The sequence below is a fragment of the Lacisediminimonas sp. genome, assembly GCF_030645335.1.
In the GTDB taxonomy this organism is placed as follows: Bacteria; Pseudomonadota; Gammaproteobacteria; order Burkholderiales; family Burkholderiaceae_D; genus Lacisediminimonas.
On the sequence record NZ_JAUSNH010000047.1, the window covers coordinates 23,693 to 48,427 of the forward strand.

Sequence of the window (24,735 nt, forward strand, 5' to 3'; positions counted from 1 at the left end):
CCATTCGCGCCTCCTGCGCGCGGCCGTCCCATTACCTCACCCAAAGACCCTTTCATGCCGACCGAAAGCTTCATCCCCGGAAAAGACGCTTCGCTGGAATCGACCATCGCCACCATGCAAAAAAAGCTGGCGGCGCGGGGCTTCAAACTCAACGAGTCATCCTTGCTGCATGAAGTCGACAGCATCTGGTCAACCCACATGAAAGATAACGACTGCCCGATGCTGTTTTCCAATGGCAAAGGCGCAACCGAACTGGCGGCGCGGGCCAGTGCCTATGGCGAATTTTTCGAGCGCCTGAACACCCATTATTTCTGGACCCATTTCTATCTCGGCGAAACGCGCGCCAACCGTCCTTTCGTGCACTATCCGCAAGAGCGCTGGTTTGCCCCCACCGCGGATGGCAAGTGGCCCGAAGAGATGCTTAATCCAGCCTTGCATGACTTCTACAATCCGGATGGCGAAATCGATGGCGAAGTGCTGGTCGACCTGAACTCCGGCAATGTAGCGCGCGGCATCTGTGCCCTGCCCTACACCTGCCTGCGCGACGACTCGCAGTGCTACATCCCGGTCAATATCATTGGCAACCTGTACGTCAGCAATGGCATGGCCGCTGGCAATACGATGATGGAAGCAAGGACCCAGGCGCTGTCGGAAATCTTCGAGCGCCACATCAAGTACCGCGTCATCAGCGAGGGACTGTGCCTGCCCGAAGTACCCGACGAGGTGATCGCGCGCTTTCCGAATATCCAGGCCGGCATCAGCGGCCTGCGCAAGGCCGGTTTCGGCATACTGGTCAAGGACGCGTCGCTGGGCGGACTGTATCCGGTGATGAACGTCACGCTGGTACACCCGAAAGACCAAGGCGTGTTTTCCAGCTATGGCGCGCACCCGCGGCTGGAGATTGCGCTGGAACGGGCCATGACGGAGCTGCTGCAAGGGCGCGCGCTCGATTCGCTGGAAGGCTTCCCCGAACCCGGTTTTGACATGAGCGAAATCAATGCCGTGGCCAACCTGGAAATCCACTTTGTCGATTCCAGCGGCGTGATCAGCTGGAACTTCATGGGCGACACGCCGGATTTCCCGTTTGCCGACTGGAACTTCAGCAACACCACCGAAGAGGACTATCACTGGCTGGTCGACTGCATTCACGGCGAAGGCCGCGATATTTATGTATCCGACTTCAGCGAGCAGGGCGCTTATAGCTGCCGCATCCTGGTGCCCGGCATGTCCGAGATTTATCCGGTCGAGGATCTTGAGTGGGAAAACAATAGCGTGGGCAACGCGATTCGCCCGGCGTTGCTGCGACTGTCCGACCTGAGCGACGACGAAGCGGCGAGCTTGCTGGCCGACCTGCAGACCATGAACCTGAATGACGAACGGCCGCTTTGGGAAATCCTCGGCCTGGCCGTTCCGGTCGGTACGCCATGGAAGCAATTGCGCATCGGCGAACTGAAAACCTTGCTGGCGCTGGCCATCGGCGACGAGGACGCGGTGCGTGAAGGCTGCGACTGGCTGCATCACTTCAATGACTTGCTGCCGGCGCGGGCGCTGGTCTATCGCTGCATAGCCAGCATGCTCAACCTGGACAATGTCGACAACTACCGCCGGTCGCTGGTGCTGCTGTACGGCAGCGAATCCGTGCGCCAGGCCGAGGCCTTGCTGGCCCGCAGCGAGCGCTTCTTCGGGCTGGATCCCCTGGGCGTCGACATGCAGGGAAGTGCGATGCACCAGACACTGCTGGCGGCCTATGACAAGCTGTTTGAAGCGGACCGGCCAGTGCCTGACTGATGCCCGATTCCCGGCATGGCCGCATCGGTGCGCAGACAAGGCCGGCGATCTCGCGATAATATCCAAGGCGCACCGACGCGGCGCACGACAGGAAGGTGCCTGGCCAGCCATGCTCACGGCGCCACCAATAAGCCGCATTCCACCAACCCACCGGTAAGCTGCCATGTACTTCTGCGTTTTTGAACACAACGGTTCGGCCAAACTTGGCTGCGCAACAGACACCGATTGCACCCGGGTCATCAATCTCACCGACGCCTGGCCCACCGGACCGGAATCGGCGCCGCGTGACGTGGCCGAGCTGGCGCGGATGGGCGAATCGGGCTTGGCCATCGCCAGGGAACTACTGCACAGCGGACTGGCCAGCGTTCCGGTCGAGGATGTCCGCCTGCTGGCGCCCGTCCCGCGACCGGGCAAGAATGTATTTTGCGTCGGGCGCAATTATCGGGAACACATCATCGAAGGCAATATCGCCAAAGGGATCGCCCCCAATACCTTCCCCGAGCATATCGAGTTCTTCAGCAAGGCGGTAACGACGGTGATCGGCCATGGCGCGACCATTCCGTCCTACGCCGGCCTGACCAAAATGCTCGACTACGAAGCCGAACTGGCGATCGTGGTCGGTGCTGGCGGCCGCGACATTGCAGTGGCAGATGCCTTTGACGCCATATTCGGCTACACCATCGTCAATGACGTGACGGCGCGCGACCTGCAGCGCAAGCACGGCCAGTGGTTCAAGGGCAAGAGCCTGGACCGGACTTGCCCGATGGGGCCTTGGGTCGCCCACAAGTCGGTCGTGCCCGACCCGGACGCGCTGGCGATACGGCTGTGGGTCAATGGCGCAATCCGGCAGGACAGCAATACGGCAACGATGATCTTCAACATCGCAACCATCATCAACCAGCTTTCTGCCGGGCTGACGCTGGAGCCGGGTGACATCATTGCCACCGGAACACCGTCCGGCGTCGGCTACGCGATGCAGCCACCGCGCCCCTTGCAGGATGGGGATGTAGTGAGGATTGAGATCGAGTCGATCGGAACGCTGGAAAATACCGTGCATGACGATGCCTAGGGCCAAGCGCTGGCCCGGCGTGCGCGCCGGACATGATCGGCGCGAACTCCTCATCAGAATCCATTAGCACCCATCAGGGCGATGGCCGATCACTGCCAGAATGGGCCGTGCAAGACTGGGGCAAGCCTTTTTCCCGCCCTTGCGCTGTGGTAAAGTTCGGCAGGTTTTGCTCTCCTTTTTTCGGCCTGCTGGCCCTGCCCGCGCTTGCTGATCGCAATACAGCATGGCGGTAGCGTGGAAAGAACACCGCCACCATGCAATACCAGCAAGCCCCCCTGGCAATGCACTGACCAGCCACCCCGTCATTCCCAGTGGATTGCCCTCCATGTTGAACACCAGCGATCATTCCCGGCATGCGCCCGGGCAGGACACCCCCGGATGAACCAGGCAGGATACCTATCAGACAAGATGACACCGGTGATACTTTGCGGCGGCTCCGGCACGCGCTTGTGGCCGCTCAGCCGCAAGAGCTTTCCAAAGCAGTTTGTACCGCTTATCGGTGACAAGAGCCTGTTGACCCTGACGCTTGAGCGGGTCGGGATGCTTGGCCCCAATCTGATCTGCGTAGCCGCTGAAGATCATCGATTCCTGATCACCGATGCAATGGATGACGCCGGGCTGCAGGGCCGGGTGATACTAGAACCGCAGGCGCGCAATACGGCTGCCGCCATCGCACTGGCTGCGATTGAAGTGGGCGACGATGGCCTGCTGCTGGTGTGCCCTGCGGATCACCACATACCGGACAGCGCCGTATTCCGGCGCGTGATCGAGCAAGGAATGCCCGCAGCACTGGCCGGATCGATCGTCACCTTCGGCGTGGTGCCGACGTTCCCGAGCACCGCCTACGGCTATATCGAAGCCGGCAACGCCCTCGGCGCGGACAAGGATGTACGCGCTGTCCTGCGCTTTATTGAAAAGCCGTCCGCGGACAAGGCCACGGCCCTGCTGCTGGCCGGGAACGTGCTGTGGAATGCCGGCATTTTCCTGGCCCGGGCCGACGTTCTGCTGGACGCATTGCGCAAGCATGCGCCGGACATCCTGGATCAATGCGTTGCGGCGATGGCCGATTGCGACACCGACAAGCGCGACGGCCACCACTTTATCCGCCCGCAAGCTGCGCTGTTTTCAGCATGCCGGGCAGAGAGCATCGATTACGCGGTCCTGGAGCACAACGACAACATCGCCGTGGTGCCGTTCGCGGGCATCTGGAGCGACGTCGGCAGCTGGAACGCCGTTGCCGGATTGACGCCGGCCGACGGCGACGGCAACCGCGTCGAGGGCCGCGGCGTCGTGCTGGGCGCGCGCAATACCTTCATCCATGCACCGCACCGCACCGTGGTCGCCCTGGGCACCACCAACCTGCTGATCATCGACACGCCCGATGCGGTGCTGATTGCCGATCAGGACCATGCCGAACAGGTCAAGCACGTCGTCGGCACGCTCGAATCACGGCAACAACCAGAGGCCGGCATGCACCGCAAGGTCGGGCGCCCCTGGGGCTGGTACGACAGCATCGACGCAGGCGAGCGCTTCCAGGTCAAGCGCATCGCCGTCAAGCCGGGCGCCAGCCTGAGCTTGCAGATGCACCATCACCGCGCCGAACACTGGATCGTGGTGTGCGGCACTGCCGAGGTAACCCGCGGCGAGGAAACTTTCCTGCTGACGGAAAACCAGTCAACCTACATCCCGGTCGGCGAAGTGCACCGCCTGCGCAATCCCGGCAAGACCATGCTGGAAATGATCGAGGTGCAGTCCGGCACCTACCTGGGTGAGGATGACATCGTGCGTCTTGAAGACCATTACGGACGCGCCGGGAATGGCATTGGCAATGGCAATGGCAAGGACAACGACAAAAACGGGGACAAGCGCAATGGGTGACAGGATTTTCGTGGCCGGCCATCGCGGCATGGTGGGATCGGCAATTGTCCGTCGCCTGCAGGCGGGTGCGCCAACCACCCTGCTCACGCGCACACATGCCGAACTCGATCTCTGCAGCCAGGACGCCGTCAATCGCTTCTTTGCGGCAGAGCGACCCACCCAGGTTTACCTGGCTGCGGCAAAAGTCGGCGGCATCCATGCCAACGACACCTACCCGGCGCAATTCATTTACCAGAACCTGATGATCCAGGCCAATGTGATCGAGGCCGCTTTCCGGAATGGCGTCAAAAAGCTTCTGTTCCTCGGCTCCAGCTGCATTTATCCGCGCCTGGCAGCGCAGCCGATGCAGGAGTCCGCACTGCTCACGGGCGTACTTGAACCGACCAATGAGCCATACGCGATCGCAAAAATCGCCGGCATCAAGCTGTGTGAAAGTTACAACCGTCAGTACGGCGCCACCCATGGCGTGGATTACCGAAGTGTCATGCCGACGAACCTTTATGGCCCGGGCGACTCCTACCATCCTGAAAATTCACACGTGATACCGGCCTTGATCCGCCGCTTCCATGAAGCCAAAGCGGCGCGGGCGGCGTCGGTCGCGATCTGGGGTACCGGAACGCCAAGAAGGGAATTCCTGCATGTCGACGACATGGCGGCGGCCTGCGTGCACACCATGAACCTCGACCTTGCCATCCATGCCGCCAACACCAGTCCGATGCAAAGCCACCTGAATGTCGGGTCCGGTGTCGACGTCACCATCGGCGAACTCGCCGCAACGGTTGCGCGCGTGGTCGGCTACGAAGGGCGGATCGATTTCGACACCAGCAAACCGGACGGCGCACCGCGCAAGCTGATGGACAGCACCCGTCTCAATAATCTCGGCTGGCACGCCACGATCGCGCTCGAACCGGGCCTGGCCGACGCCTACCGCGACTTCCTGCAAAATTCACAACGAGACATTGTCCAATGAGCCAGAATCCGCAAAAAGTCGCACTGATCACTGGCGTAACCGGACAGGACGGCGCCTATCTTGCCGAACTCTTGCTCGACAAGGGCTATATCGTTCATGGCATCAAGCGCCGGACCTCGCTGATCAATACGGCCCGGATCGACCACCTGTACCAGGATCCGCATGAACAGCATGTGCGTTTCTTCCTGCATCACGGCGACATGACTGATTCATCCAGCCTGATACGCATCATCCAGCAAACCCAGCCGGACGAAATTTACAATCTCGCAGCCCAGTCGCATGTGGCTGTCAGCTTTGAAGAGCCCGAGTACACCGCGAACTCGGATGCACTGGGCGTTTTGCGCGTGCTTGAAGCAATTCGCATCCTCGGCCTGGAGAAAAAGACGCGCTTCTACCAGGCGTCGACCAGCGAACTGTATGGACTGGTGCAGGAAACGCCGCAAAAAGAGACGACCCCGTTCTATCCGCGCAGCCCGTATGCGGTCGCCAAGCTGTACGGCTACTGGATCGTCGTGAACTACCGCGAAGCGTATGGCATGTATGCCTGCAACGGTATCCTCTTCAACCATGAAAGTCCGATCCGCGGCGAGACATTCGTCACCCGCAAGATCACCCGGGCGCTGGCCCGGATCAAGCTCGGCCTGCAAGACCGCCTGTACCTGGGCAACCTGGACGCCAGGCGCGACTGGGGCCACGCCAAGGATTATGTGGAAATGCAGTGGCTGATGCTGCAGCAAGCGCAGCCTGAAGACTTCGTGATTGCCACGGGTGTGCAATACAGCGTGCGCGACTTCGTCAATGCTGCGGCCGAGGAAATCGGCATCAAGATCCGCTGGGAAGGGGCCGGCATAGCCGAAACCGGCATCGACGCCAGCGGCAAGACCATCATCGCCATCGACCCCAAATACTTCCGCCCGACCGAAGTCGAGTCCTTGCTGGGCGATGCGAGCAAAGCCAGGAAGAAGCTCGGCTGGACGCCGAAGATCAGCTTCAATGAACTGGTCTGTGAAATGGTGCGGGAAGACTTGAAGGCCGCTGAGCGCGACGAACTCGTCAAGCAGCATGGATTCAAGACGATGGACTATAACGAATAGTCCGCGCACACAGAATGCTCATATTACTGAAGCGCTTATGGCGTCACATTGCGCCGGCCAGGCGCATACAACTGGGCGCGCTCCTTTGCGTGATGTTTGCCGCCTCGTTTGCTGAACTATTCAGTATCGGCATGGTGATCCCGTTCCTTGGCGTTCTCACGACCCCCGAGGTCATCTACGCGCACAAGTTTGTCCAGCCCCTGGCGGTCTTTTTTAATCTGAATAGCCCGCGGGATTTACTGTTGCCGACAACGCTGGTCTTCGTTACGGCGGTCATTCTTTCGGCGATTGTCCGTTTTTCGCTGGTCTGGCTGCAAACACGGATCAGTATGGGAATCGTGACGGAAATGGCAGTGGACACCTATTGGAGGACACTTCACCAGCCGTATGCTGCCCACATTGCCAGGAATAGCAGCGAGATCATTTCGAGCATATTGACCAAAGTAAACGGCGGTATCGGCGCCACCATCGGCCCGCTTTTGCTGGTGGTCAGTTCGACCCTCATCACGGCGACGATCCTGGTCGCACTGATCATGTTCGATCCGGTGGTCGCCTTGTCTTCATTCCTTGGCTTCGGCACCATTTACGCGCTGATTGTATTCGTTACCAAAAAGCGCCTCGCCCGCGACAGCTTGCGGATCAGCCAGTCTTCCAATGAAGTTGTCAAAGTCTTGCAAGAGGGGCTCGGCGGCATTCGCGATGTCCTTCTTGACGGCACCCAACAGACTTACACCACGGCCTATCGCAATGCTGAAGTCCGGTTAAGAAGCGCGCAGGCAAGCATCCAGATAATCAGCACGGCGCCCAAGTTCACGATCGAAGCACTCGGCATCGTGGTGATTGCGGCGATTGCCTATTCGCTTTCCACCCGGCCCGGCGGGATTGTCACCGTCATTCCTATCCTTGGCGCGCTGGCGATCGGCGCGCAAAAGTTATTGCCCGTTCTGCAACAGGCATACTCAAGCTGGGCGCTGATCCAGGGCGCGCGCGAGTCGCTCAGGGATATCCTGGACCTGCTCGACCAGCCACTTCCCGAATCAATCGGTTTGCCACGCAGGTTTTCAGAAATTTCGTACCAGCGTGAAATCCGGCTTGAAAATATCGCATTCCAATACAACCCGCAGTCGCCTTACGTGCTGCGCAATATCTGTTTGTCCCTGCCCAAGGGCGGGCGAATCGGCTTTATCGGCACCACCGGCAGCGGCAAAAGCACCTTGCTCGATATCCTGATGGGGCTGCTGTCTCCCACGACGGGGAGCCTGGTCATCGATGATGCGGCATTGACAGCGGCCAACCAGCCGGCCTGGCAGGCGCACATTGCGCACGTTCCCCAGGCGATTTTCCTGTCGGATGCAACGATTGCGGAAAACATCGCTTTTGGCTTGCCTCGCCACGAAGTCGACCTGGATCGCGTCAAGTCGGCCGCCCGCAAAGCTCAGATTGCGGACGACATCGAGTCGTGGACGGGGCGATACGATACTATGGTCGGCGAACGGGGCGTCAAGCTTTCCGGCGGGCAACGTCAGCGCATCGGCATTGCGCGCGCTCTGTACAAACAGGCAGATGTGATCATCTTTGACGAGGCCACCAGTGCGCTCGACAATGAGACTGAACAGGCGGTCATGCAGGCAATAGAAAATCTCGGGAATGAGGTAACGGTCATCATGATTGCGCATCGCCTGACAACACTCAGAAACTGCACCCGGATTGTCGAACTCGATAACGGCGAAATTGCAAGAGTCGGGACGTATGCCGACATTATTGAAAGTCGGGCCAGTTAGCGCCTGTTTTTTGGAACCAGATGCAAGCGGCCCTTTTTCTCGATCGCGATGGCGTTATCAACGTCGACTCCGGATATGTGCACCGGCCTGAGGACTTTCATTACGTCGACGGTATTTTCGATATTGCCCGCGAGGCCCGCAGGCTCGGCTATCGCTTGGTGGTGATTACCAACCAGGCCGGCATCGCGCGTGGCTATTACACCGAGAAGCAGTTCCTTGGGCTGACCGACTGGATGTGCGAACGATTTGTGAAAGAGCAGGCGCCGATCGATCGTGTTTATTTTTCGCCTTACCATCCGACTGAGGGAGTGGGTATTTACAAGCTGGACCATATCTCGCGAAAGCCGCATCCAGGCATGATTCTCCAGGCCCAGCGCGAACTCGACATCGATTTGCGGGGCTCGATCCTGATCGGCGACAAGCACAGCGATATCCAGGCCGGGCTCGCCGCCGGCGTCGGCACCAACATACTCGTGCAAGCAGAAACCGGGGGAATCTCGCCCGACGCCGGCGACTATTTGCGGATCAGGGCGCTGCGCGAGGCACTGCCACTCCTGGCAGGTCATCATCAAAGGTGTTCCCAATGAAATTGCTGGTCCTGGCCGGAGGTTTCGGCACACGGCTGCAATCCGTGCTGCCGACAACCCCCAAGGCCCTGGCGCCGATTGGCGACACACCGTTCCTTGCGTTGCAACTGGAGAACTGGATTGCCCAAGGGGTCGATTCCTTTACTTTCCTTCTTCACCACCAGGCTGACCAGATCCTGGATTTCCTGGAGGGCATGAAATCCGGAATGCTCAAGGATTGCGAGGTCAACAGCGTGATCGAGCCGCAAGCGCTGGACACTGGCGGCGCCGTGGCCTATGCGGTCAGGACCTTCGGCCTGGAAGGTGAATTCCTGGTCGCCAATGCCGACACCTGGCTGGGCTCGGGAGTACGGGAACTCGCGGCATCCACGGGGCCCGCGATAGCGGTGCTCCGGCTGGCTGACGCCAGCCGCTATGGCCAGGTGCAATTTGACGACAAACACAGGGTGACCGCCTTCGCGGAAAAGAAAGCTGATGGCGGTGCCGGCTGGATCAACGCCGGGCTTTGCCGCCTGCCAGCCAGCTTGTTCAGTGATTGGGACGGGCAGAAATTTTCCCTTGAGCGACAGACATATCCGGACTTGGTCCGGAAGGGTGAACTGCAGGCGATTGAGCTGAAAGCCGATTTCATCGATATCGGCATTCCCGCGGACTATCAGCGATTTTGCCGGTGGATCAAAGAGAACCGAGCGAGTGCATTATGCAATTAGACAAATTCATTATTTCCCAGACCGCCAGCCTGCGCGAGGCGCTGAACCACATCGAGCTGAACCACCACGGGATCATCCTGTCGGTCGATGAAGCCGGGCGGGTCACCGGGCTGGCAACGGACGGCGATATCCGCCGCAAACTGCTGGATGGCTATGCGCTGGAGTCGCCGATTTCCAGCTGCGTCAATGCCGATTTCATTGCGGAAGACGCCAGTACGCCGCGTGAAGTCCTGCTCAAGAAACTTGACCAGCGCATTCGCGTCATTCCCCTGCTCGACGCCGACCGGCGACTGGTTGGCGTGGTCAGCCGCGACCATCTGCCGGTGCAGGCCGAGGAAGCGGTTTTTGCCCGCGCCCGATCACCCGTGCGCATCAGCTTTGGCGGTGGCGGCTCTGACCTGACGCATTATTTTTCCGGCCAGGACGGCGCAGTCATCAACACCACCATTTCCCTGTATAGCCATGCCACGCTGCGGGTCCGGGATGATGAAAAAATCATCATCCACTCGCTGGACCTGAAAGACACCCTGGTTGCGGATAACCTGCAACATGCATTGGGCATGCAGGATCGTTTCGGATTGATCAGGGCCCTGCTGCGGGCGGTCCAGCCGGACTTCGGCTTCGAGCTTTACCTGCATTCCGATTTTCCGATGAATTCCGGTCTCGGCGGCTCGGCCGTCGTCTCTGCCGCCATTCTTGGCTGCTTCAACCAGTTCCGCCGGGACCAGTGGGACTTGCATGAATTGGCAGAGCTGGCCTTCCAGGCCGAGCGCTTCTATCTCGGCGTCGCCGGCGGATGGCAGGACCAGTACGCGACGGTTTTTGGCGGCTTCAACTTCATGGAATTCCGGATGGAACAAAACATCGTCCATCCGCTGCGTATCCACGCCAACATCCTGCTTGAGCTGGAAGAAAGCCTGCTCCTGTGCGACACCGGGACCACCCATGATTCGGGCAATATCCACCAGGACCAGCGAGTCCAGATGGAGGATATTGCCATTCGCCAGAGCGTGAACACCAATGTGGAATTGTCCTACCGGATCCGCAACCAGCTGCTGCGCGGCAAGCTGCACGATTTTGGCCATTCGCTGCATGAAGCCTGGCAGTACAAGCGCCAGTTCAGCAGCAAGATTTCAAGCGCGCGCCTCGACCAGATTTATGACGAGGCCCGCGCGCATGGCGCGCTTGGCGGAAAACTGCTGGGTGCGGGGGGCGGCGGCTTTTTCCTGTTCTACGTCCCGCCGTTCCGGAAATATGAATTGATCCAGCATCTGGAAGCGTCGAAACTCCAGGTCCGGCCGTTCCGCTTTGAACAGGAAGGTTTGCGTGCGTGGACCGTGCGCGAGCGTAAGAACAACATCAAAATCGAGAGCGCATGACGATGAAGATCGGGCAACATGAAATCGGCAAGGGCCGCACCTATTTCATCGCCGAGATAGGCAACAACCACAATGGCAGCATGGAGCGGGCCATCCAGCTCATCGACCAGGCTTTCGCAGCCGGCGCTGACGCCGTCAAGTTCCAGATGCGGCATCTCGACCAGATCTATCGGCAGCGAACGCTGCGCAAGGATGGCGAAGACCTCGGCACCGAGTACGTGCTGGACCTGCTGCTTCGATTTGAACTGAGCATCGACCAGCACCGCGAACTGGCCGACTATTGTCGCTCGAAGGGCGCGCTCTACCTTTGCACGCCATGGGATGGGCGCAGTGTCGAAGTGCTGGAGTCGATGGGCGTGCCGGCCTACAAGGTTGCGTCCGCCGACCTGACCAATCTCCCGCTGCTCGACCGCCTGGCGCAGACCGGGAAGCCGCTTATCCTGTCCACTGGAATGAGTACCCCAGACGAGGTGCGGGCCACGGCAGCCTTCCTGAACAAGCGCAATGTGCAGTTCGCCATGCTGCATTGCAATAGCACCTATCCCGCCCCGCTCCACGACATCAACCTGAAGTGGATCGACCGGCTGCGCGAGATACATCCGCTGGTTGGCTATTCCGGCCACGAGCGGGGAATCAATGTTTCGCTGGCCGCAGTTGCTTTGGGCGCCAGCATCATCGAGCGCCATTTCACGCTTGATCGCGGGATGGAAGGCCCTGACCATGCGGCCAGCCTGACCTTCCCGGAACTTGCGCGCCTGATCGAAGGCATCCGCGAGATCGAAGAAGCGCTTGGCGATGGCCAGGTTCGTGTCGTCTCCCAGGGTGAAATGATCAATCGCGAAAACCTGGGCAAGAGCCTGGTGGCCGCGACCGCCCTGACCAAAGGCACGGTGCTCACGCCGGACAACGTCAAGGTCCGCAGCCCGGGACAAGGCCTTTCCCCGCAGCGCTACGAGGAACTGCTGGGGCGCACGCTGCAGCACGACATGGCAGAGGAAGATTTTTTCTACCCGTCCGACCTGCGCGATACACGGGTCGAACCCCGGCCCTACAAGTTTGCCCGGCCGTGGGGCGTCCCGGTGCGGTATCACGACTTCGCCGAATACAATGCGCGCATCCAGCCGGACGTGTGGGAGTTTCACCTGTCCTATTCCGACATGGAACTCAACCCGGCCGACTTTCTGCAGGGCAGCCATCCCGGTGATTTCGTTGTCCATGCCCCCGAACTGTTCGCCGGCAGCCGCCTGATGGACCTGGCCAGCCCCGACGAAAGCTATCGTCGGGAATCCTTGCGCGAAACGCAGCGCGTGATCGATATCACGCGCGGACTCAAACGGTTTTTCCCGCGCACCAAAAGGCCCCTGATCGTTGCCAACATCGGCGGCTTCACCATGGACGAGCCGCTTCCGGCCAACGTGATTCAAAGCTATTACGAGCGCTTTGCCGGCAGCCTGGCCGAACTGGACCTGGACGGCGTGGAATTGATTCCGCAGACCATGGCGCCATTCCCGTGGCATTTTGGCGGCCAGCGCTATCAGAACCTGTTCGTCAAGATCGAGGAAATCGTCGAATGGTGCCAGCGGCTCAAGCTGCGCATGTGCTACGACGTGTCGCACAGCGCGCTGACCTGCAATCACCTGAACTACGATTTCTACCAGTTCAGCCAGCTGGTCGCGCCGTGGACCGCCCATCTCCATCTTGGTGATGCAAAGGGACTCAATGGCGAAGGCTTGCAGGTCGGCGAAGGCACCATCGACTTCGACCGCCTGGGCGCGATCCTGCGCCAGGGTTGCCCCGACGCGTCATTCATCCCGGAGATCTGGCAGGGCCATAAAAACAGCGGCGAGGGATTCTGGATCGCCATGGAGCGGCTGGAGGGCAGGCTGTAATGTCCCTGCTTTCGACTATCCGCGCCGAAGTGGCGGCGTCCATCGCCGTCAAGCAGGCGCTGCTGCAGGACGAGGCGCTGTTGACACAGGTCGAGGCCTTGGCCAGGCAGTGCGTGGCTGCGCTGCGCGCCGGCGGCAAAATCATTTTTGCCGGCAACGGCGGCAGTTTCGCCGACGCGCAGCACTTGTCCGCCGAATTCGTGTCGCGCTTCAAATTCGACCGCGCGCCGCTGGCTTCGCTGACGCTGGGCACCAATAATTCCGCCATCAGCGCAATCGGTAACGACTATGGCTATGACCAGGTATTTTCACGCGAGCTGGAAGCCGTCGCCAAGGCGGGCGACGTGTTCATCGGCATCAGCACCAGCGGCAACAGCCCGAATATCCTTGCTGCCGTCAACAAGGCCACAGCGCTGGGCATCGCCACGACGTGCCTGACTGGCCGCTCCGGCGGCAAGCTGCTCGCCTTGTGCAATTGCCTGCGCATGCCGTCCGATGACACAGCGCGCATCCAGGAAGCCCATATCACTGTCGGCCACATTATTTGCGGCCTCGTCGAGCAGATTTATTTTCCAGAAGGGAAAAATGCCCCATGAGCAGTATCGTCGCCCTGATCCCCGCCCGTGCCGGCTCCAAGGGGGTTCCCCATAAAAATATCAAGCCCCTGGGCGGACGTCCGCTGATTGAATGGTCGATCAAGGCTTGCCTGAAATCCCGATTGATCGACCGCGTCATTGTCTCCACGGATTCACCCGAGTACGCCGAACTGGCGATCAAGCTGGGGGCGGAGGCGCCTTTCTTGAGGCCCGCGGAAATTTCCGCCGACCGTTCGACTGATTACGATTTCATTGTGCACGCACTGGACTGGCTCGCTGCCAACGGCGGAGAACCGCAGCATGTGGTGCACATCCGTCCCACGACGCCGTACCGCGATCCGGCCCTGGTCGACCAGGCGATCAATGCCTTCCGTAGCGAACCCAGGGCCACGGCCCTGCGCTCGGTGCACGAAATGTCCGAGTCGGCCTACAAGACCTTCGAAATCGCGCCGGCAGGCCAGCTCAAGCGCCTGGGCAGCGACAGTACTGCGCTCGACGCCGCCAATAACGCCCGCCAGCAATTTCCAGCCACCTACCAGGCCAACGGCTACGTGGACGTGCTTTCTTCCCGTTTCATCAGGAGCAACGGCCTGATCCATGGCGACTGGGTCATGCCCTTCATCACCCCCACCGTGATTGAAGTGGACACGATCGACGACTTTGTTCATCTTGAATTCTTGCTTGACCGCAATCGCGCATTCTTCGACAAACTATTTGCCTGAGGTAATTTATGGCTGGACATGAATTTTCCCGGAGCCCACAGCAGGTTCCGTTTGTAAGCACCGAACATCGCACCATCAAGACCGCGATTCCTGCGCCCGGCACCGAGCAGATACTCGCCACCCTGGATCGCTACGAATCGCGTTCCATGCATGGCCAGTTTCCCTTGATCTGGGACCGGGCCGTGGATTCCAGCGTGTTCGATATCGCCGGCAATCGCTGGATCGATTTCACGTCGACGATATTCGTCGCCAATGTCGGCCATTCCAACCCCAGGGTAACGGCCGCCATGCAGGCGATGATGGACGCCCCGATCTACAGTTGCTATGCCTACCCGAACACCAAGCGCGCCGAATACCTGAAGAAGCTGATCGAATTCGCCGGCCCGCCCTTCGAAAAGGCTTTCCTGCTGTCGGCCGGCACCGAGGCCACCGAAGCCGCGCTGAAACTGATGCGCATGCATGGCCAAAAAATCGGCAAGCGCCGCCGCGGCATCGTCTGCATCGAGGGCAACTGGCATGGCCGCACCATGGGCGCGCAAATGATGAGCAGCAACCTGGCCCAGCGCGAATGGATCGGTTTCCAGGACAGCGACATCCATCACATTCCGTTCCCGTATGCCTGGGCCCTGAATGGCGCCAGTCCTGAAGCCTTCCTCGAAGCCGGCCTGGCGCGGCTGGCCGCATCCGGCATCGACATCGAGAACGATGTGTGCGGCTTCATGCTGGAAACATTCCAGGGCTGGGGCGCGGTGTTCTATCCGAAAGAGTTTGTCCAGGCGATCGAAAAGCTGTGCCGCAAGAACAATATCCTGCTCGCCTTCGATGAAATGCAGGCGGGATTCGGCCGCACCGGCCGCCGCTTCGGGTTTGAGCATTACGAAGTCACGCCGGACCTGATCGCTTGCGGCAAGGGCATGGGCGGCGGTGTTTCCCTTTCCGGCGTGCTGGGTCGGGCCGAGATCATGGACTTGCCGGACGTTGGCAACATGAGCAGCACCCACTCGGCCAATCCGCTGGTGTGCGCCGCCGGCCTGGCAGTGATCGAGGAACTGGAGCAGCGGTCGCTCGTCAGCGAAGCGGCCCGTAAGGGAGAACTGCTGTTCAATGGCTTGAACGCCCTGCAACAGCGCTTCCCCGACCGCATTTCCACTTTGCTGGGCAAGGGCCTGATTGCGGCCGTGCTGTTCCGTTCCCCGGTCACCGGCGCCGCCGATGGCGCCTTCACCAGCCGGGTCGCCGAGCGCTGCATGCAGAAGGGCCTGCTGGTGGTGCATACCGGACGGGAATCGATCAAGATCGGCCCGCCGCTGACCATCTCGGACCAGGCATTGATGGAAGGCGTCGACGTACTGGGCGAGGCAATCGCCGAAGTGATCGCGGAAGTGAACGCAGAATGATCAGTGCGATCCGGCATACCGGCCTGGTGGTAGCCGATCTTGAACGGGCGCTGCACTTCTGGTGCGATGCGCTCGGCTTCAGGGTGGTCAGGCAGATGGAAGAGTCAGGACCCCATATCGACGCCATGATGGGCCTGCACGATGTCCGTGTGACCACCGCCAAACTGGCGGCGCCAGACGGCAACCTGATCGAGCTGTTGCAGTTTCACTCCCATCCCGATCGGCCGCAGTGGGATGGCGCGCCTTATTCGACCGGGTTCACCCATATCGCCCTGACGGTTGATGACCTCGACGCATTGGTCGGTAAACTTGCGCCCCTGGGCGTCACTTTCCCGGCGCCGCCGCAATATTCCCCTGACGGTGGCGTCAAGGTGATTTATGCCAAAGGTCCCGAGGGCGTGTTACTTGAGCTGGTTGAGGTACTGAAACGATGAATCCCAAGAGCCGCGATTATGTGAGCGTGATTTATGACGAAGCCCACAGGCCCCTGACGCAGTATCCGCAAAAGCTGGCGCAATATCTGTTTGAAAAATACGGGCTGCAAAAGGGTACCAAGCTGCTCGACATCGGTTGCGGCCGCGGTGAATTCCTGCGCGGCTTCATCGAATGCGGCGTCGAGGGTTACGGCGTCGACCAGTCACGTGCTGCGGAAAATTATTGTCCACAAGCCGTGCTGAAAACAGCGGACCTGGAAAACCAGCCGATTCCCTACGATGACAACAGCTTCGATGTCGTTTACTCGAAATCCGTGATCGAGCATTTCCATAAACCGGAAACGCTGGCAGCGGAAATGTACCGCGTCCTGAAACCGGGCGGACTGGCCATTACGCTGTGCCCTGACTGGTATTACAACTATCGAATCTACTTCGAGGACTTCACCCACCGTACGCCATTCATGCAATCGTCGCTGCGCGACATCCAGCGCATGGTCGGGTTCGAGCAGATCGAAGTCGGTTTATTCAGGCAGTTGCCCATCGTGTGGAAAAATCCGTGGCTGATGCCCGCCTGCGAACTGACCCGGCTACTCACGCCCGAGTTCTTGAAGCCGCACAGCAAGTGGGTACGATTCTCCAAGGAGATCATGCTGATTTCCAGCTCCCGCAAACCCGTCACCCCAGAAGCCGAACTCAAATGAAGTCAACCAGCCATCGAATCGGTTTCATGCAGGGACGTTTATCGCCAATGGTAGACGGGAAAATCCAGGCCTTCCCGTGGCACGCCTGGCAGCAGGAATTCCCTGCTGCCAATCGGATCGGCCTGCACCTGATGGAATGGACGCTCGACCAGGATCGTCTCTATGAAAACCCGCTGATGACGATTCAAGGCCAGGCGCAAATCATCGCCCTGTGCAAGCAGTTCGACCTGACACTGCCTTCCCTGACGGGAGACTGTTTCATGCAGGCGCCATTCTGGAAAGCAGAGGGAGAAACCAGGGCAGCCCTGGAGGCCGACTTCATCGCCATCGTCCGTGCCTGCGCCGCAGTCGGTATCGGGATGGTGGTCGTGCCCTTGGTCGACAATGGCCGGATCGACAGCGTCGAGCAGGAAGATATCCTGGTGGAATACCTCACCGCGCAATCCGGCTTGCTGCGCGGACTCGGGATCCGGATTGTGTTCGAAAGCGATTTTGAGCCGCCCGAACTTGCACGCTTCATCGACCGCCTCGATCCGGCTCTGTTTGGCATCAATTACGACATCGGCAATAGCGCCGGATGCGGTTTCGATCCGGTTGAAGAATTTGCGGCCTACGCAGCGCGCATCGTCAATGTCCATGTAAAAGACCGCGTCCTGGGCGGCACCACCGTGCCATTGGGCACCGGCAACGCCGACTTCCCCACCGTTTTTTCCCTGCTGCGCAAACAGGGCTACCAGGGCAACTACATCATGCAGACAGCCCGTGCACGCGACGACGACCATGCAGGCGCGCTGAAGGCCTACATGCAACAGATCGAGTCCTGGATTTCGAAGGCTGCTTGATATGCAACTGAACCTGGCGAACAAGTCGGTCCTGGTCACGGGTTCATCGCGCGGCATTGGCCGGGCGATCGCCGAGTCATTCCTTGCCGAGGGATGCAAGGTGGCGTTCAATGGCCGCAACCCCGATCAACTTGAGCAGGCCATCGCCGACATCCGTGGCGACAATGTGATTGCGGTTGCCGGTGATGCCAGCCAGCCCACTGAGGCCCAAGCCATGCTTGACCAGGTGCTCAAGGCTTTCGGCAAGCTCGACATCCTGGTGTGCAACGTCGGCAGCGGGCGCTCCGTCCCGCCCGGACAGGAAGACCTCGATGAATGGCGACGGGTATTCGAGCTGAACCTGTGGAGCGCGACCACCATGGTCGAAACCTGCCGCCAGGCCCTGGCCCGCACGCAAGGGGCAATCGTCTGTGTGTCGTCGATCTGCGGCCAGGAAGTGGTGCCGGGTGCCCCGGTCACCTACTCTGCCGCCAAGGCCGCACTCAACGCCTATGTGCGCGGCTCGGCGCGCCCCTTGGGCAAACTGGGGATTCGCATCAACGCAATTGCACCGGGCAACATTCTGTTCGAAGGTTCTGTCTGGGACCGCAAACTCAATGAAGATGCCGCCTCCGTTGCAGGCATCCTCGAACGCGATGTCGCGCTGGCACGATTGGGGACGCCGCAAGATGTCGCCAACCTGGCAATCTGGCTGGCTTCGCCGGCGGCGAACTTTACTACGGGCAGTATTTTTGTAACCGATGGCGGTCAGGTCCGCTCGTAAGGAAAAATCAGAATGAAATGTCAGCTTTGTGACGGCGAGAATATCGAGTCCGTTCCCGGCAAGGTTCGGGATCGTCCCGAGATTCCCATCTTGCGTTGTGTTTCGTGTGGATTGGTATTTTTAGGCAGCTTCTCGCATGTGCACGAGTCTTTTTATGACACCGACTACACCGACGAGAACCACGCAGAACATGATTGGCGCGCTTTCCTCAACGATTGCCGCCAGGATGACGAGCGGCGATTCGGCCAGTTGCGTCCACTGATCGCCAACCGGAATTTCCTGGATGTCGGCTGTGGCGCCGGCGGCGTTCTCCTGCTGGCGCGCGAACACAGCAAGCAGGCAATGGGTGTTGAGCCCCAGTCGCGATGGCGCGGTGTGCTCACCGATGCCGGCGTCAGCACAGTTGCCTCACTGGCGGATGTGCCGGATGCCAGCCAGGACGTCATTTCGCTGTTTCATGTGCTTGAGCACATTCCGGATCCGGTGCCATTCCTGCGCGAATTGGTGAGCAAATCCGCAGCGGGCGGCCGCATCCTGATCGAGGTGCCCAATGCCGACGACGCATTGCTGAGCCTGTACCGAAACAAGGCATTTTCAGAATTCACGTACTGGAGCCCGCACCTGTTCCTGTATAACCCCGGCACCCTGGCGCGCCTGCTGGAAAAGGCCGGGCTTGCGCGGGGGCGTTTCTCCATTTCCCAGTTTCAGCGCTATCCCTTGTCGAACCACCTGATGTGGCTGGCTGAAAATCGCCCCGGTGGCCACGCTGCCTGGTCCTTCCTCGACTCACCCGCCTTGAATGAAGCTTATGCTGCGTCGCTGGCCAGCCAGGGCCGTTGCGACACCCTGATTGCCTGGATAGACACATGAGCGACCTGTTGAAAAAATTCGATCTCGCCGGCAAGACCGCCCTGATCACCGGCGCGGCCGGGCTGCTTGGAATGGAACATGCAGCCGCCTTGCTGGAATGCGGCGCGACCGTGGTGCTGACCGACATGAATCCAGATGCGCTTTCAAAGGCAGAGCAGCGTTTGAGCGAGCATCACGAACCGGCCCGCATTCTGACGGCAGTGATGGACGTCACCGATCCGGCGAGCCTGGCCACGGTGTCGGCAACGCTTGCCAAGCAGGGCTTCCGGGTCGACATCCTGGTCAATAACGCCGCCATCGATCCCAAGGTCCAGGGCGACCAGGGCATCGTGGAAACTTCGCGCCTAGAACACTTTCCGCTGGATCAATGGAATTTGCAGGTCGCTGTCGGCCTCACTGGCGCGTTCCTGTGCAGCCAGGTGTTTGGCAGCGCCATGGCCACGGACGGGAAAGGTGGTGTCATCCTGAACATCGCGTCCGACCTCTCGGTGTTCGCCCCCGACCAGCGCCTCTACCGCAAGGATGGCCTGCCCGACGAGCTGCAACCGGTCAAGCCGGTCACCTACTCGGTGATCAAGGCCGGGCTGATCGGATTGACCCGCTACCTCGCGACCTACTGGGCCACCCAGGGGGTGCGCTGCAATGCCCTGTCGCCGGGCGGGGTCTACAACGGCCAGGGGGAAGAATTCGTCCAGCGACTGACCTCGCTGATTCCGCTGGGGCGGATGGCCGACAAGGACGAGTACCACGCGGCAGTGCAGTTCCTGTGCTCGAATGCGTCTGCCTACATGAATGGCCAGAACATCGTGATGGATGGCGGGCGCAGTGTCCTGTAAAGCACTGCTGCGGACTTGCCCGGCCCAGCCAAACAGGACCAGGCCCTGTCCATGAGCCTTCTTTACGGCATAGGCAGCGTACTGATGCTGCATCGGGTACAAGCCGATTCCAGGGAGGACTTCCGCCCGAACCGCGACATGGCGGTCAGCCCGGAATTTCTGGAGCGCTTCATCGCTGATGCGCAGCAGCGCGGCCATACATTTGTCAGTCTTGACCGGATCTGCGATGCATTGCAAGCAGGTACAGGAAGACAGCTGCTGGCGCTGACATTCGACGACGGTTATCGGGATAACTTCACGCTTGCCTACCCCATGCTCAAACGACTGGGCATACCCTTCACGGTCTATGTCACCACCTCGTTTCCGGACGACGAAGCAATCCTGTGGTGGTATGCGATCGAACAGATGCTGCAGCAGCAAGACGAGATCGCCCTGGCGGATGGCAGCGTGCTGCCCTGCCGGTCCAGCCAGGAAAAACTAGACGCCTTTGTCTCATTAAGGCAGTTGATCATGGCGCTGCCCGTCGACCGGCTCGGCGATCGCGTCAATGCCCTGTTCGAGCACGCCAGTTTCGACTGGCGAAATATTTGCGCAGCGCAGGCATTGCGCTGGACCGATATCGACGAGTTGGCCAGCGATCCTCTGGTGTCGATTGGTGCGCATACGGTAAGCCACCCGGTGCTGTGCGCGCTCCCCGAGGAACAGGTCCGCGCTGAAATGCGCGATGGCCGGGAGCGCATCGAGGCCCATATCGGCGCCCCCGTCACGCACTTCTGCTACCCGTTCGGCAGCCGCAACGAAGTCGGCGCCAGGGAATTCGAACTGGCGCGGCAGCTTGGCTTCAAGACGGCCACCACGACCCGCTGGGGCAATATTTTCCCCAGGCACCGCAAGCACCTGCATGGACTGCCGCGGGTTCCGCTGACCAATGCATTTGACTGGAACGGCTTTCGCCGGCAGTCGCTCAGGCGCTTCTCGCGCGGGCGCGTGGTCACCGTATGAAAATTGCGATGCTCAACACCTTCGACAGTGGCGGCGGCGCAGCCCGCTCTGCCTATCGCCTGCACCAGGGACTCTTGCGAAAAGGGGTGGCGTCACGCTTCGTGACCCAGTACAACCAGCAGCGCAACCCCGATATCGTTTGCGGCACCACGCGCTTCCAGAAGCTGCTGGCGCTGCTGCGCCCGCTGGCCGACATGATTCCGATGAAGATGTACCGGCGCCGGGATATGCGGCTGCCTTTTTCGACCGCCTACGTACCCGTGGCGCGTCGCGTCAAGGACGCCGTAGCGCAAGCCGATGTGCTGCATTTGCACTGGGTCGTCCACGGCTTCATCAATATCCAGTTCCTGCGCAAGGCGCGCCGTCCTATCGTCTGGACCATGCATGACTCCTGGACCTTCACGGGCGGCTGCCATCTGCCGGCGGATTGCCGCCGTTACCAGCAGGCCTGCGGCAGTTGCCCGCAATTGGCGTCCAGGCGCGAAGTCGACCTGACTCGCCTGAACTGGCATCGCAAGCAGCACGCGTGGAAAGACCTGGACATCATCTTCGTCACGCCGAGCAACTGGATGGCAGAGAGCGCGCGCAGCAGCAGCCTGCTTGCCGGCCGCCGCGTCGAAGTCATACCCAACGGCATCGATACCGATGTCTTCAAGCCGGCGGACCGCGCAGTGTGCCGGCAGATGATGAACCTGCCTTCCGACAAGCACCTGATCCTGTTCGGGGCAATGGGCGCCATCACGGACGAAAACAAGGGCTTTGCCCTGCTGCGCCAGGCACTGGCCGCACTGCCGCGACAGGTAGCCGGCAAGGACTGCATGCTGGTGGTATTCGGCGCGCAGCGACTCGACCTGCCGGACCTGGATATCGAAGTGCGCTTCATTGGCACACTGACTGACGATATCGCACTGTCGGTGCTGTATTGCGCCGCCGATGTGATGGTGGTTCCCTCCATGCAGGAAAACTTGCCCAACACGATCATGGAGCCGATGTCATGCGGCACGCCGGTGGTGGCATTTCGCACCGGCGGCATTCCCGACCTGGTCGAGCATCGCCGGACCGGCTATCTGGCCGAGCGGTTCGACACGGCGGACCTGGCCCGCGGAATCACATGGACATTGGAGCAGTCCGGTCCGGATTTCTCGCCAGGGAAAAATGCCCGTGAAAAAGTCGAAAGGGAGTTTGCCATCGACGTCGTATCGGCTCGTTACATGCAGCTCTACGCGGAGTTGGCAGGGGGCACAGATGTTCGAAAGTAGTGCCAAGGCATTTGTCAGGAGCATCCTGACCGGGCAATTGGCAAGTCAAAGAAACAATAGGATGCCAATCGATGAGCGATAAGCTGGTGAAAACAGAAAGCGAGCGGGAACACAGCCCCGGCGAAAAGTTCTACACGCGCGAAGTAGCGGCGCAGTACGAAGCGCTGCGGCAGAACGACCGGTATTGGGCCTGGGAGAATGAAATCGTCGACCATTGCCTGCGCACGTTCCAGGTCGGTGATCAAATTGCGGACTGCCCGGTTGGAACGGGACGGTTCATGGACATCTACGCGCGGCATGGCCTGCGCGTCGCGGGCATCGACATCTCCCGTGACATGCTCGATGAGGCCAGCAAGAAAGTGGCAGCCGCGGGTTTGACGGGGCGGGTCGAATTGATCCAGGCTGACGCTTCCGGCATGGGCTTGGAGCAAGCGCTTGCAAAAGCATTGATCTGTTTCCGGCTACTGCATCTGATTTCCGACAGCAACCTGAACGGCGTCGTGAAAGGGCTGGCTGCGATACCTTCGCAAACCATTTTCTTGCAGGTATTTAACGTCAAGGATTTCAATCCCGGGCGGGTCGCAGGGCGCGTGCTGCATGCGCTCGGCTCAGGCGAAATCGGCGTTGTCAGGAAGTTGAAGTACGTCTATCGCACCATGAGAGCGCTGGGGGCTGCACTGATCGGTCCCAAGAAGGCCGCTCCCGCCAACCAGCACAAGCAAAACACGTTTTGTGACGTGACTTACGCCCACCCCTTGTCGCGCATTCTTTCCACCTTTGCGCAGCATGGCTTTCACATGAAGGACAGCTTTGACTTCCGGGACAATGCACACTTGATGGGCGAATCCGGCTGCCACATTTCCATGGTCCTCGTGCTGCAAAAAAGCTCGCCACTTGACCGATAAAGTGTCATTGCCAGAACACCTGGAGAGGGTTTACCCCGATCGCCGGGACCGATACGGCTACACGGTCTTGTCGCGCTCACGGGCAATCCGGGCGATCAGGCGCAGCGGCGATGAACTTGTGCGCCGCCTGATCGAGTCCGACCTGCTGGATATCCTGGTCGCCGCGCAAGCCATCCTTCCACCCAGGGTCGTGCGCGGCAGGCAGGACAACTATGTATTCCTGGTTCAAAAGAGAATACGGCCGGCCATCGTCCCGTCTGAATGGTCGCCGACGATGTTCGCCGATGCCGCACTGTTGATATTGAGGGCAGAGCAGGCGCTGTGCGCACAGGGAATGACCGTTGACGACCCCCACCCGTGGAATATTCTTTTTGATGAGGGAACGCCTTATATCGTCGATATGGGGGCATTCAACGTAGCCGGTACCGGCCTGCATTGGTCAGCCAAATCGGACGCCGGCATCTGGCCCGCCAGCAGCGTATTCAACGCATTTTTCCTCAACGTCGTTGCGCTGTCGGCAGCGGGCAGGGCGCATTATGTTCGTCGGGCGCTGACGGACTGGACCCCGCTTCCCGGATCCGATACGGCGCTTTTGCTTCTGAAAAATCCGGCACTGCTATTGTCATTTCTCGCCATCCGGCTGCAAACCTTCATTTTCCGGGCGGCATGGCGACTCTTTACCCCGACCGCGTCCGCATCCCGGAAAATCAGGCTCAAGTCCGCCTATCTGGGCACGCTGGACCGGCATCTCCAGCGGATGCGATCACGCATCGCCCGGCGCATGACAAGGACAGCTGTCGAAACCGGTGCTGATCTCAGCGCAGGTGCGACTGCAGCCATTGCTACGCTGAATGACCAGCATCCGTCCCAACGATTGCTTGTGTTCGGCGCCAGCCGGAAAACTGTGGATCACATTCACGCCGCAGCAACAGGCACGCTGCTGGTGGTGTCCCCTGACGAGGCATTGATAGACCAGCTCTACCAGAGCGCGCCTGGCCGCATGGCGGTCGCCGTGATGGACTTGCGCTCGCCGACGCCAGGCGCCGGTCCCGGCAATCGCTGGATCACGCCTGCCATTGAACGTTTCCGGTCTGATGTCGGGATATTTTTTTTCGACCTGGAAGAATTGGTCATTGAAAAATGCCTGACGGTGTCAGAACTGGTCCAGGCCGCTGACAAGCTCAGTGAAACGGCGGCACTGATCATATTCACGAAGCTGCCAGCCGATAACACGATTTCAGGCCGCAATTACGGCCAGACCAC

General features: G+C 60.1%; 23 protein-coding genes. All 23 read left to right on the plus strand.

The features are described from left to right. The first annotated feature begins 54 nt into the window (after window positions 1-54). Window positions 55-1,788: a 30S ribosomal protein S12 methylthiotransferase accessory factor YcaO gene (gene ycaO / locus Q7T64_RS03765; protein WP_304791401.1), complete on the plus strand. Its 1,734-nt coding sequence runs from the start codon at window positions 55-57 to the stop codon at window positions 1,786-1,788. Window positions 1,789-1,951: 163 nt separating this feature from the next. Then, window positions 1,952-2,857 (plus strand): fumarylacetoacetate hydrolase family protein, encoded by a 906-nt coding sequence (locus Q7T64_RS03770; RefSeq protein WP_304791404.1) that lies wholly within the window; start codon window positions 1,952-1,954, stop codon window positions 2,855-2,857. Window positions 2,858-3,235: 378 nt separating this feature from the next. Beyond that, window positions 3,236-4,735: a mannose-1-phosphate guanylyltransferase/mannose-6-phosphate isomerase gene (locus Q7T64_RS03775; RefSeq protein ID WP_304791407.1), complete on the plus strand. Its 1,500-nt coding sequence runs from the start codon at window positions 3,236-3,238 to the stop codon at window positions 4,733-4,735. Next, entirely contained in the window at window positions 4,728-5,705 is a 978-nt protein-coding gene (locus tag Q7T64_RS03780) for a GDP-L-fucose synthase (RefSeq protein WP_304791411.1), read from the plus strand. Before Q7T64_RS03775 ends, Q7T64_RS03780 begins: the two co-directional genes overlap by 8 nt. Then, on the plus strand, window positions 5,702-6,799 hold the full coding sequence (gene gmd / locus Q7T64_RS03785) for a GDP-mannose 4,6-dehydratase (protein WP_304791414.1): 1,098 nt from the start codon (window positions 5,702-5,704) through the stop codon (window positions 6,797-6,799). The genes Q7T64_RS03780 and gmd overlap by 4 nt, the downstream gene beginning before the upstream one ends. A gap of 92 nt (window positions 6,800-6,891) precedes the next feature. Beyond that, window positions 6,892-8,580 carry an ABC transporter ATP-binding protein gene (locus tag Q7T64_RS03790; RefSeq protein ID WP_304791473.1) on the plus strand — a complete coding sequence of 563 codons (1,689 nt, stop codon included), beginning with the start codon at window positions 6,892-6,894 and terminating at the stop codon, window positions 8,578-8,580. A 20-nt stretch (window positions 8,581-8,600) separates the two neighbouring features. After that, a complete protein-coding gene (locus tag Q7T64_RS03795; RefSeq protein ID WP_304791417.1) occupies window positions 8,601-9,167 on the plus strand; it encodes a D-glycero-beta-D-manno-heptose 1,7-bisphosphate 7-phosphatase in 567 nt (188 codons plus the stop codon). Further along, complete coding sequence (locus Q7T64_RS03800) at window positions 9,164-9,877, plus strand: sugar phosphate nucleotidyltransferase (RefSeq protein WP_304791420.1); 714 nt, start codon at window positions 9,164-9,166, stop codon at window positions 9,875-9,877. Before Q7T64_RS03795 ends, Q7T64_RS03800 begins: the two co-directional genes overlap by 4 nt. Continuing rightward, the gene (locus tag Q7T64_RS03805; protein ID WP_304791423.1) at window positions 9,868-11,256 is read left to right on the plus strand and encodes a CBS domain-containing protein; all 1,389 of its coding nucleotides are present in this window, start codon (window positions 9,868-9,870) and stop codon (window positions 11,254-11,256) included. Before Q7T64_RS03800 ends, Q7T64_RS03805 begins: the two co-directional genes overlap by 10 nt. Next, window positions 11,253-13,145: an N-acetylneuraminate synthase family protein gene (locus Q7T64_RS03810; RefSeq protein ID WP_304791426.1), complete on the plus strand. Its 1,893-nt coding sequence runs from the start codon at window positions 11,253-11,255 to the stop codon at window positions 13,143-13,145. Before Q7T64_RS03805 ends, Q7T64_RS03810 begins: the two co-directional genes overlap by 4 nt. Further along, window positions 13,145-13,741, plus strand: a complete 597-nt coding sequence (locus tag Q7T64_RS03815) for an SIS domain-containing protein (protein WP_304791429.1) — start codon at window positions 13,145-13,147, stop codon at window positions 13,739-13,741. Before Q7T64_RS03810 ends, Q7T64_RS03815 begins: the two co-directional genes overlap by 1 nt. Next, window positions 13,738-14,463 (plus strand): cytidylyltransferase domain-containing protein, encoded by a 726-nt coding sequence (locus tag Q7T64_RS03820; RefSeq protein WP_304791433.1) that lies wholly within the window; start codon window positions 13,738-13,740, stop codon window positions 14,461-14,463. Before Q7T64_RS03815 ends, Q7T64_RS03820 begins: the two co-directional genes overlap by 4 nt. A gap of 8 nt (window positions 14,464-14,471) precedes the next feature. After that, complete coding sequence (locus Q7T64_RS03825) at window positions 14,472-15,860, plus strand: aspartate aminotransferase family protein (protein ID WP_304791436.1); 1,389 nt, start codon at window positions 14,472-14,474, stop codon at window positions 15,858-15,860. Then, on the plus strand, window positions 15,857-16,294 hold the full coding sequence (locus Q7T64_RS03830; protein WP_304791439.1) for a VOC family protein: 438 nt from the start codon (window positions 15,857-15,859) through the stop codon (window positions 16,292-16,294). The genes Q7T64_RS03825 and Q7T64_RS03830 overlap by 4 nt, the downstream gene beginning before the upstream one ends. Further along, a complete protein-coding gene (locus Q7T64_RS03835; RefSeq protein ID WP_304791442.1) occupies window positions 16,291-16,995 on the plus strand; it encodes a class I SAM-dependent methyltransferase in 705 nt (234 codons plus the stop codon). Before Q7T64_RS03830 ends, Q7T64_RS03835 begins: the two co-directional genes overlap by 4 nt. A gap of 26 nt (window positions 16,996-17,021) precedes the next feature. Then, entirely contained in the window at window positions 17,022-17,837 is an 816-nt protein-coding gene (locus Q7T64_RS03840) for a sugar phosphate isomerase/epimerase (RefSeq protein WP_304791445.1), read from the plus strand. A 1-nt stretch (window position 17,838) separates the two neighbouring features. After that, a complete protein-coding gene (locus Q7T64_RS03845) occupies window positions 17,839-18,600 on the plus strand; it encodes an SDR family NAD(P)-dependent oxidoreductase (RefSeq protein ID WP_304791448.1) in 762 nt (253 codons plus the stop codon). A 111-nt stretch (window positions 18,601-18,711) separates the two neighbouring features. Next, entirely contained in the window at window positions 18,712-19,470 is a 759-nt protein-coding gene (locus Q7T64_RS03850; RefSeq protein WP_304791451.1) for a class I SAM-dependent methyltransferase, read from the plus strand. Then, window positions 19,467-20,306: an SDR family oxidoreductase gene (locus Q7T64_RS03855; protein ID WP_304791454.1), complete on the plus strand. Its 840-nt coding sequence runs from the start codon at window positions 19,467-19,469 to the stop codon at window positions 20,304-20,306. The genes Q7T64_RS03850 and Q7T64_RS03855 overlap by 4 nt, the downstream gene beginning before the upstream one ends. A gap of 51 nt (window positions 20,307-20,357) precedes the next feature. Then, complete coding sequence (locus tag Q7T64_RS03860) at window positions 20,358-21,308, plus strand: polysaccharide deacetylase family protein (RefSeq protein WP_304791457.1); 951 nt, start codon at window positions 20,358-20,360, stop codon at window positions 21,306-21,308. Then, window positions 21,305-22,567 carry a glycosyltransferase family 4 protein gene (locus Q7T64_RS03865; RefSeq protein ID WP_304791460.1) on the plus strand — a complete coding sequence of 421 codons (1,263 nt, stop codon included), beginning with the start codon at window positions 21,305-21,307 and terminating at the stop codon, window positions 22,565-22,567. Before Q7T64_RS03860 ends, Q7T64_RS03865 begins: the two co-directional genes overlap by 4 nt. 71 nt (window positions 22,568-22,638) lie before the next feature. After that, window positions 22,639-23,472 (plus strand): class I SAM-dependent methyltransferase, encoded by an 834-nt coding sequence (locus Q7T64_RS03870; RefSeq protein WP_304791463.1) that lies wholly within the window; start codon window positions 22,639-22,641, stop codon window positions 23,470-23,472. 1 nt (window position 23,473) lies between these two features. Then, window positions 23,474-24,735: hypothetical protein (locus Q7T64_RS03875; RefSeq protein WP_304791466.1), on the plus strand; the 1,262-nt coding region annotated here is incomplete at its 3' end.

Bases quoted from the DNA above. Each gene is read 5' to 3' on its own strand.
- Q7T64_RS03870 (WP_304791463.1), top strand. From the start codon at position 22,639: ATGAGCGATAAGCTGGTGAAAACAGAAAGCGAGCGGGAACACAGCCCC.
- Q7T64_RS03810 (WP_304791426.1), top strand. From the start codon at position 11,253: ATGACGATGAAGATCGGGCAACATGAAATCGGCAAGGGCCGCACCTAT.
- Q7T64_RS03780 (WP_304791411.1), top strand. From the start codon at position 4,728: ATGGGTGACAGGATTTTCGTGGCCGGCCATCGCGGCATGGTGGGATCG.
- Q7T64_RS03835 (WP_304791442.1), top strand. From the start codon at position 16,291: ATGAATCCCAAGAGCCGCGATTATGTGAGCGTGATTTATGACGAAGCC.
- Q7T64_RS03770 (WP_304791404.1), top strand. From the start codon at position 1,952: ATGTACTTCTGCGTTTTTGAACACAACGGTTCGGCCAAACTTGGCTGC.
- Q7T64_RS03800 (WP_304791420.1), top strand. From the start codon at position 9,164: ATGAAATTGCTGGTCCTGGCCGGAGGTTTCGGCACACGGCTGCAATCC.
- Q7T64_RS03795 (WP_304791417.1), top strand. From the start codon at position 8,601: ATGCAAGCGGCCCTTTTTCTCGATCGCGATGGCGTTATCAACGTCGAC.
- Q7T64_RS03860 (WP_304791457.1), top strand. From the start codon at position 20,358: ATGAGCCTTCTTTACGGCATAGGCAGCGTACTGATGCTGCATCGGGTA.
- Q7T64_RS03845 (WP_304791448.1), top strand. From the start codon at position 17,839: ATGCAACTGAACCTGGCGAACAAGTCGGTCCTGGTCACGGGTTCATCG.
- Q7T64_RS03820 (WP_304791433.1), top strand. From the start codon at position 13,738: ATGAGCAGTATCGTCGCCCTGATCCCCGCCCGTGCCGGCTCCAAGGGG.
- Q7T64_RS03805 (WP_304791423.1), top strand. From the start codon at position 9,868: ATGCAATTAGACAAATTCATTATTTCCCAGACCGCCAGCCTGCGCGAG.
- Q7T64_RS03790 (WP_304791473.1), top strand. From the start codon at position 6,892: ATGTTTGCCGCCTCGTTTGCTGAACTATTCAGTATCGGCATGGTGATC.
- Q7T64_RS03865 (WP_304791460.1), top strand. From the start codon at position 21,305: ATGAAAATTGCGATGCTCAACACCTTCGACAGTGGCGGCGGCGCAGCC.
- ycaO (WP_304791401.1), top strand. From the start codon at position 55: ATGCCGACCGAAAGCTTCATCCCCGGAAAAGACGCTTCGCTGGAATCG.
- Q7T64_RS03855 (WP_304791454.1), top strand. From the start codon at position 19,467: ATGAGCGACCTGTTGAAAAAATTCGATCTCGCCGGCAAGACCGCCCTG.
- gmd (WP_304791414.1), top strand. From the start codon at position 5,702: ATGAGCCAGAATCCGCAAAAAGTCGCACTGATCACTGGCGTAACCGGA.
- Q7T64_RS03830 (WP_304791439.1), top strand. From the start codon at position 15,857: ATGATCAGTGCGATCCGGCATACCGGCCTGGTGGTAGCCGATCTTGAA.
- Q7T64_RS03815 (WP_304791429.1), top strand. From the start codon at position 13,145: ATGTCCCTGCTTTCGACTATCCGCGCCGAAGTGGCGGCGTCCATCGCC.
- Q7T64_RS03840 (WP_304791445.1), top strand. From the start codon at position 17,022: ATGCAGGGACGTTTATCGCCAATGGTAGACGGGAAAATCCAGGCCTTC.
- Q7T64_RS03825 (WP_304791436.1), top strand. From the start codon at position 14,472: ATGGCTGGACATGAATTTTCCCGGAGCCCACAGCAGGTTCCGTTTGTA.
- Q7T64_RS03775 (WP_304791407.1), top strand. From the start codon at position 3,236: ATGAACCAGGCAGGATACCTATCAGACAAGATGACACCGGTGATACTT.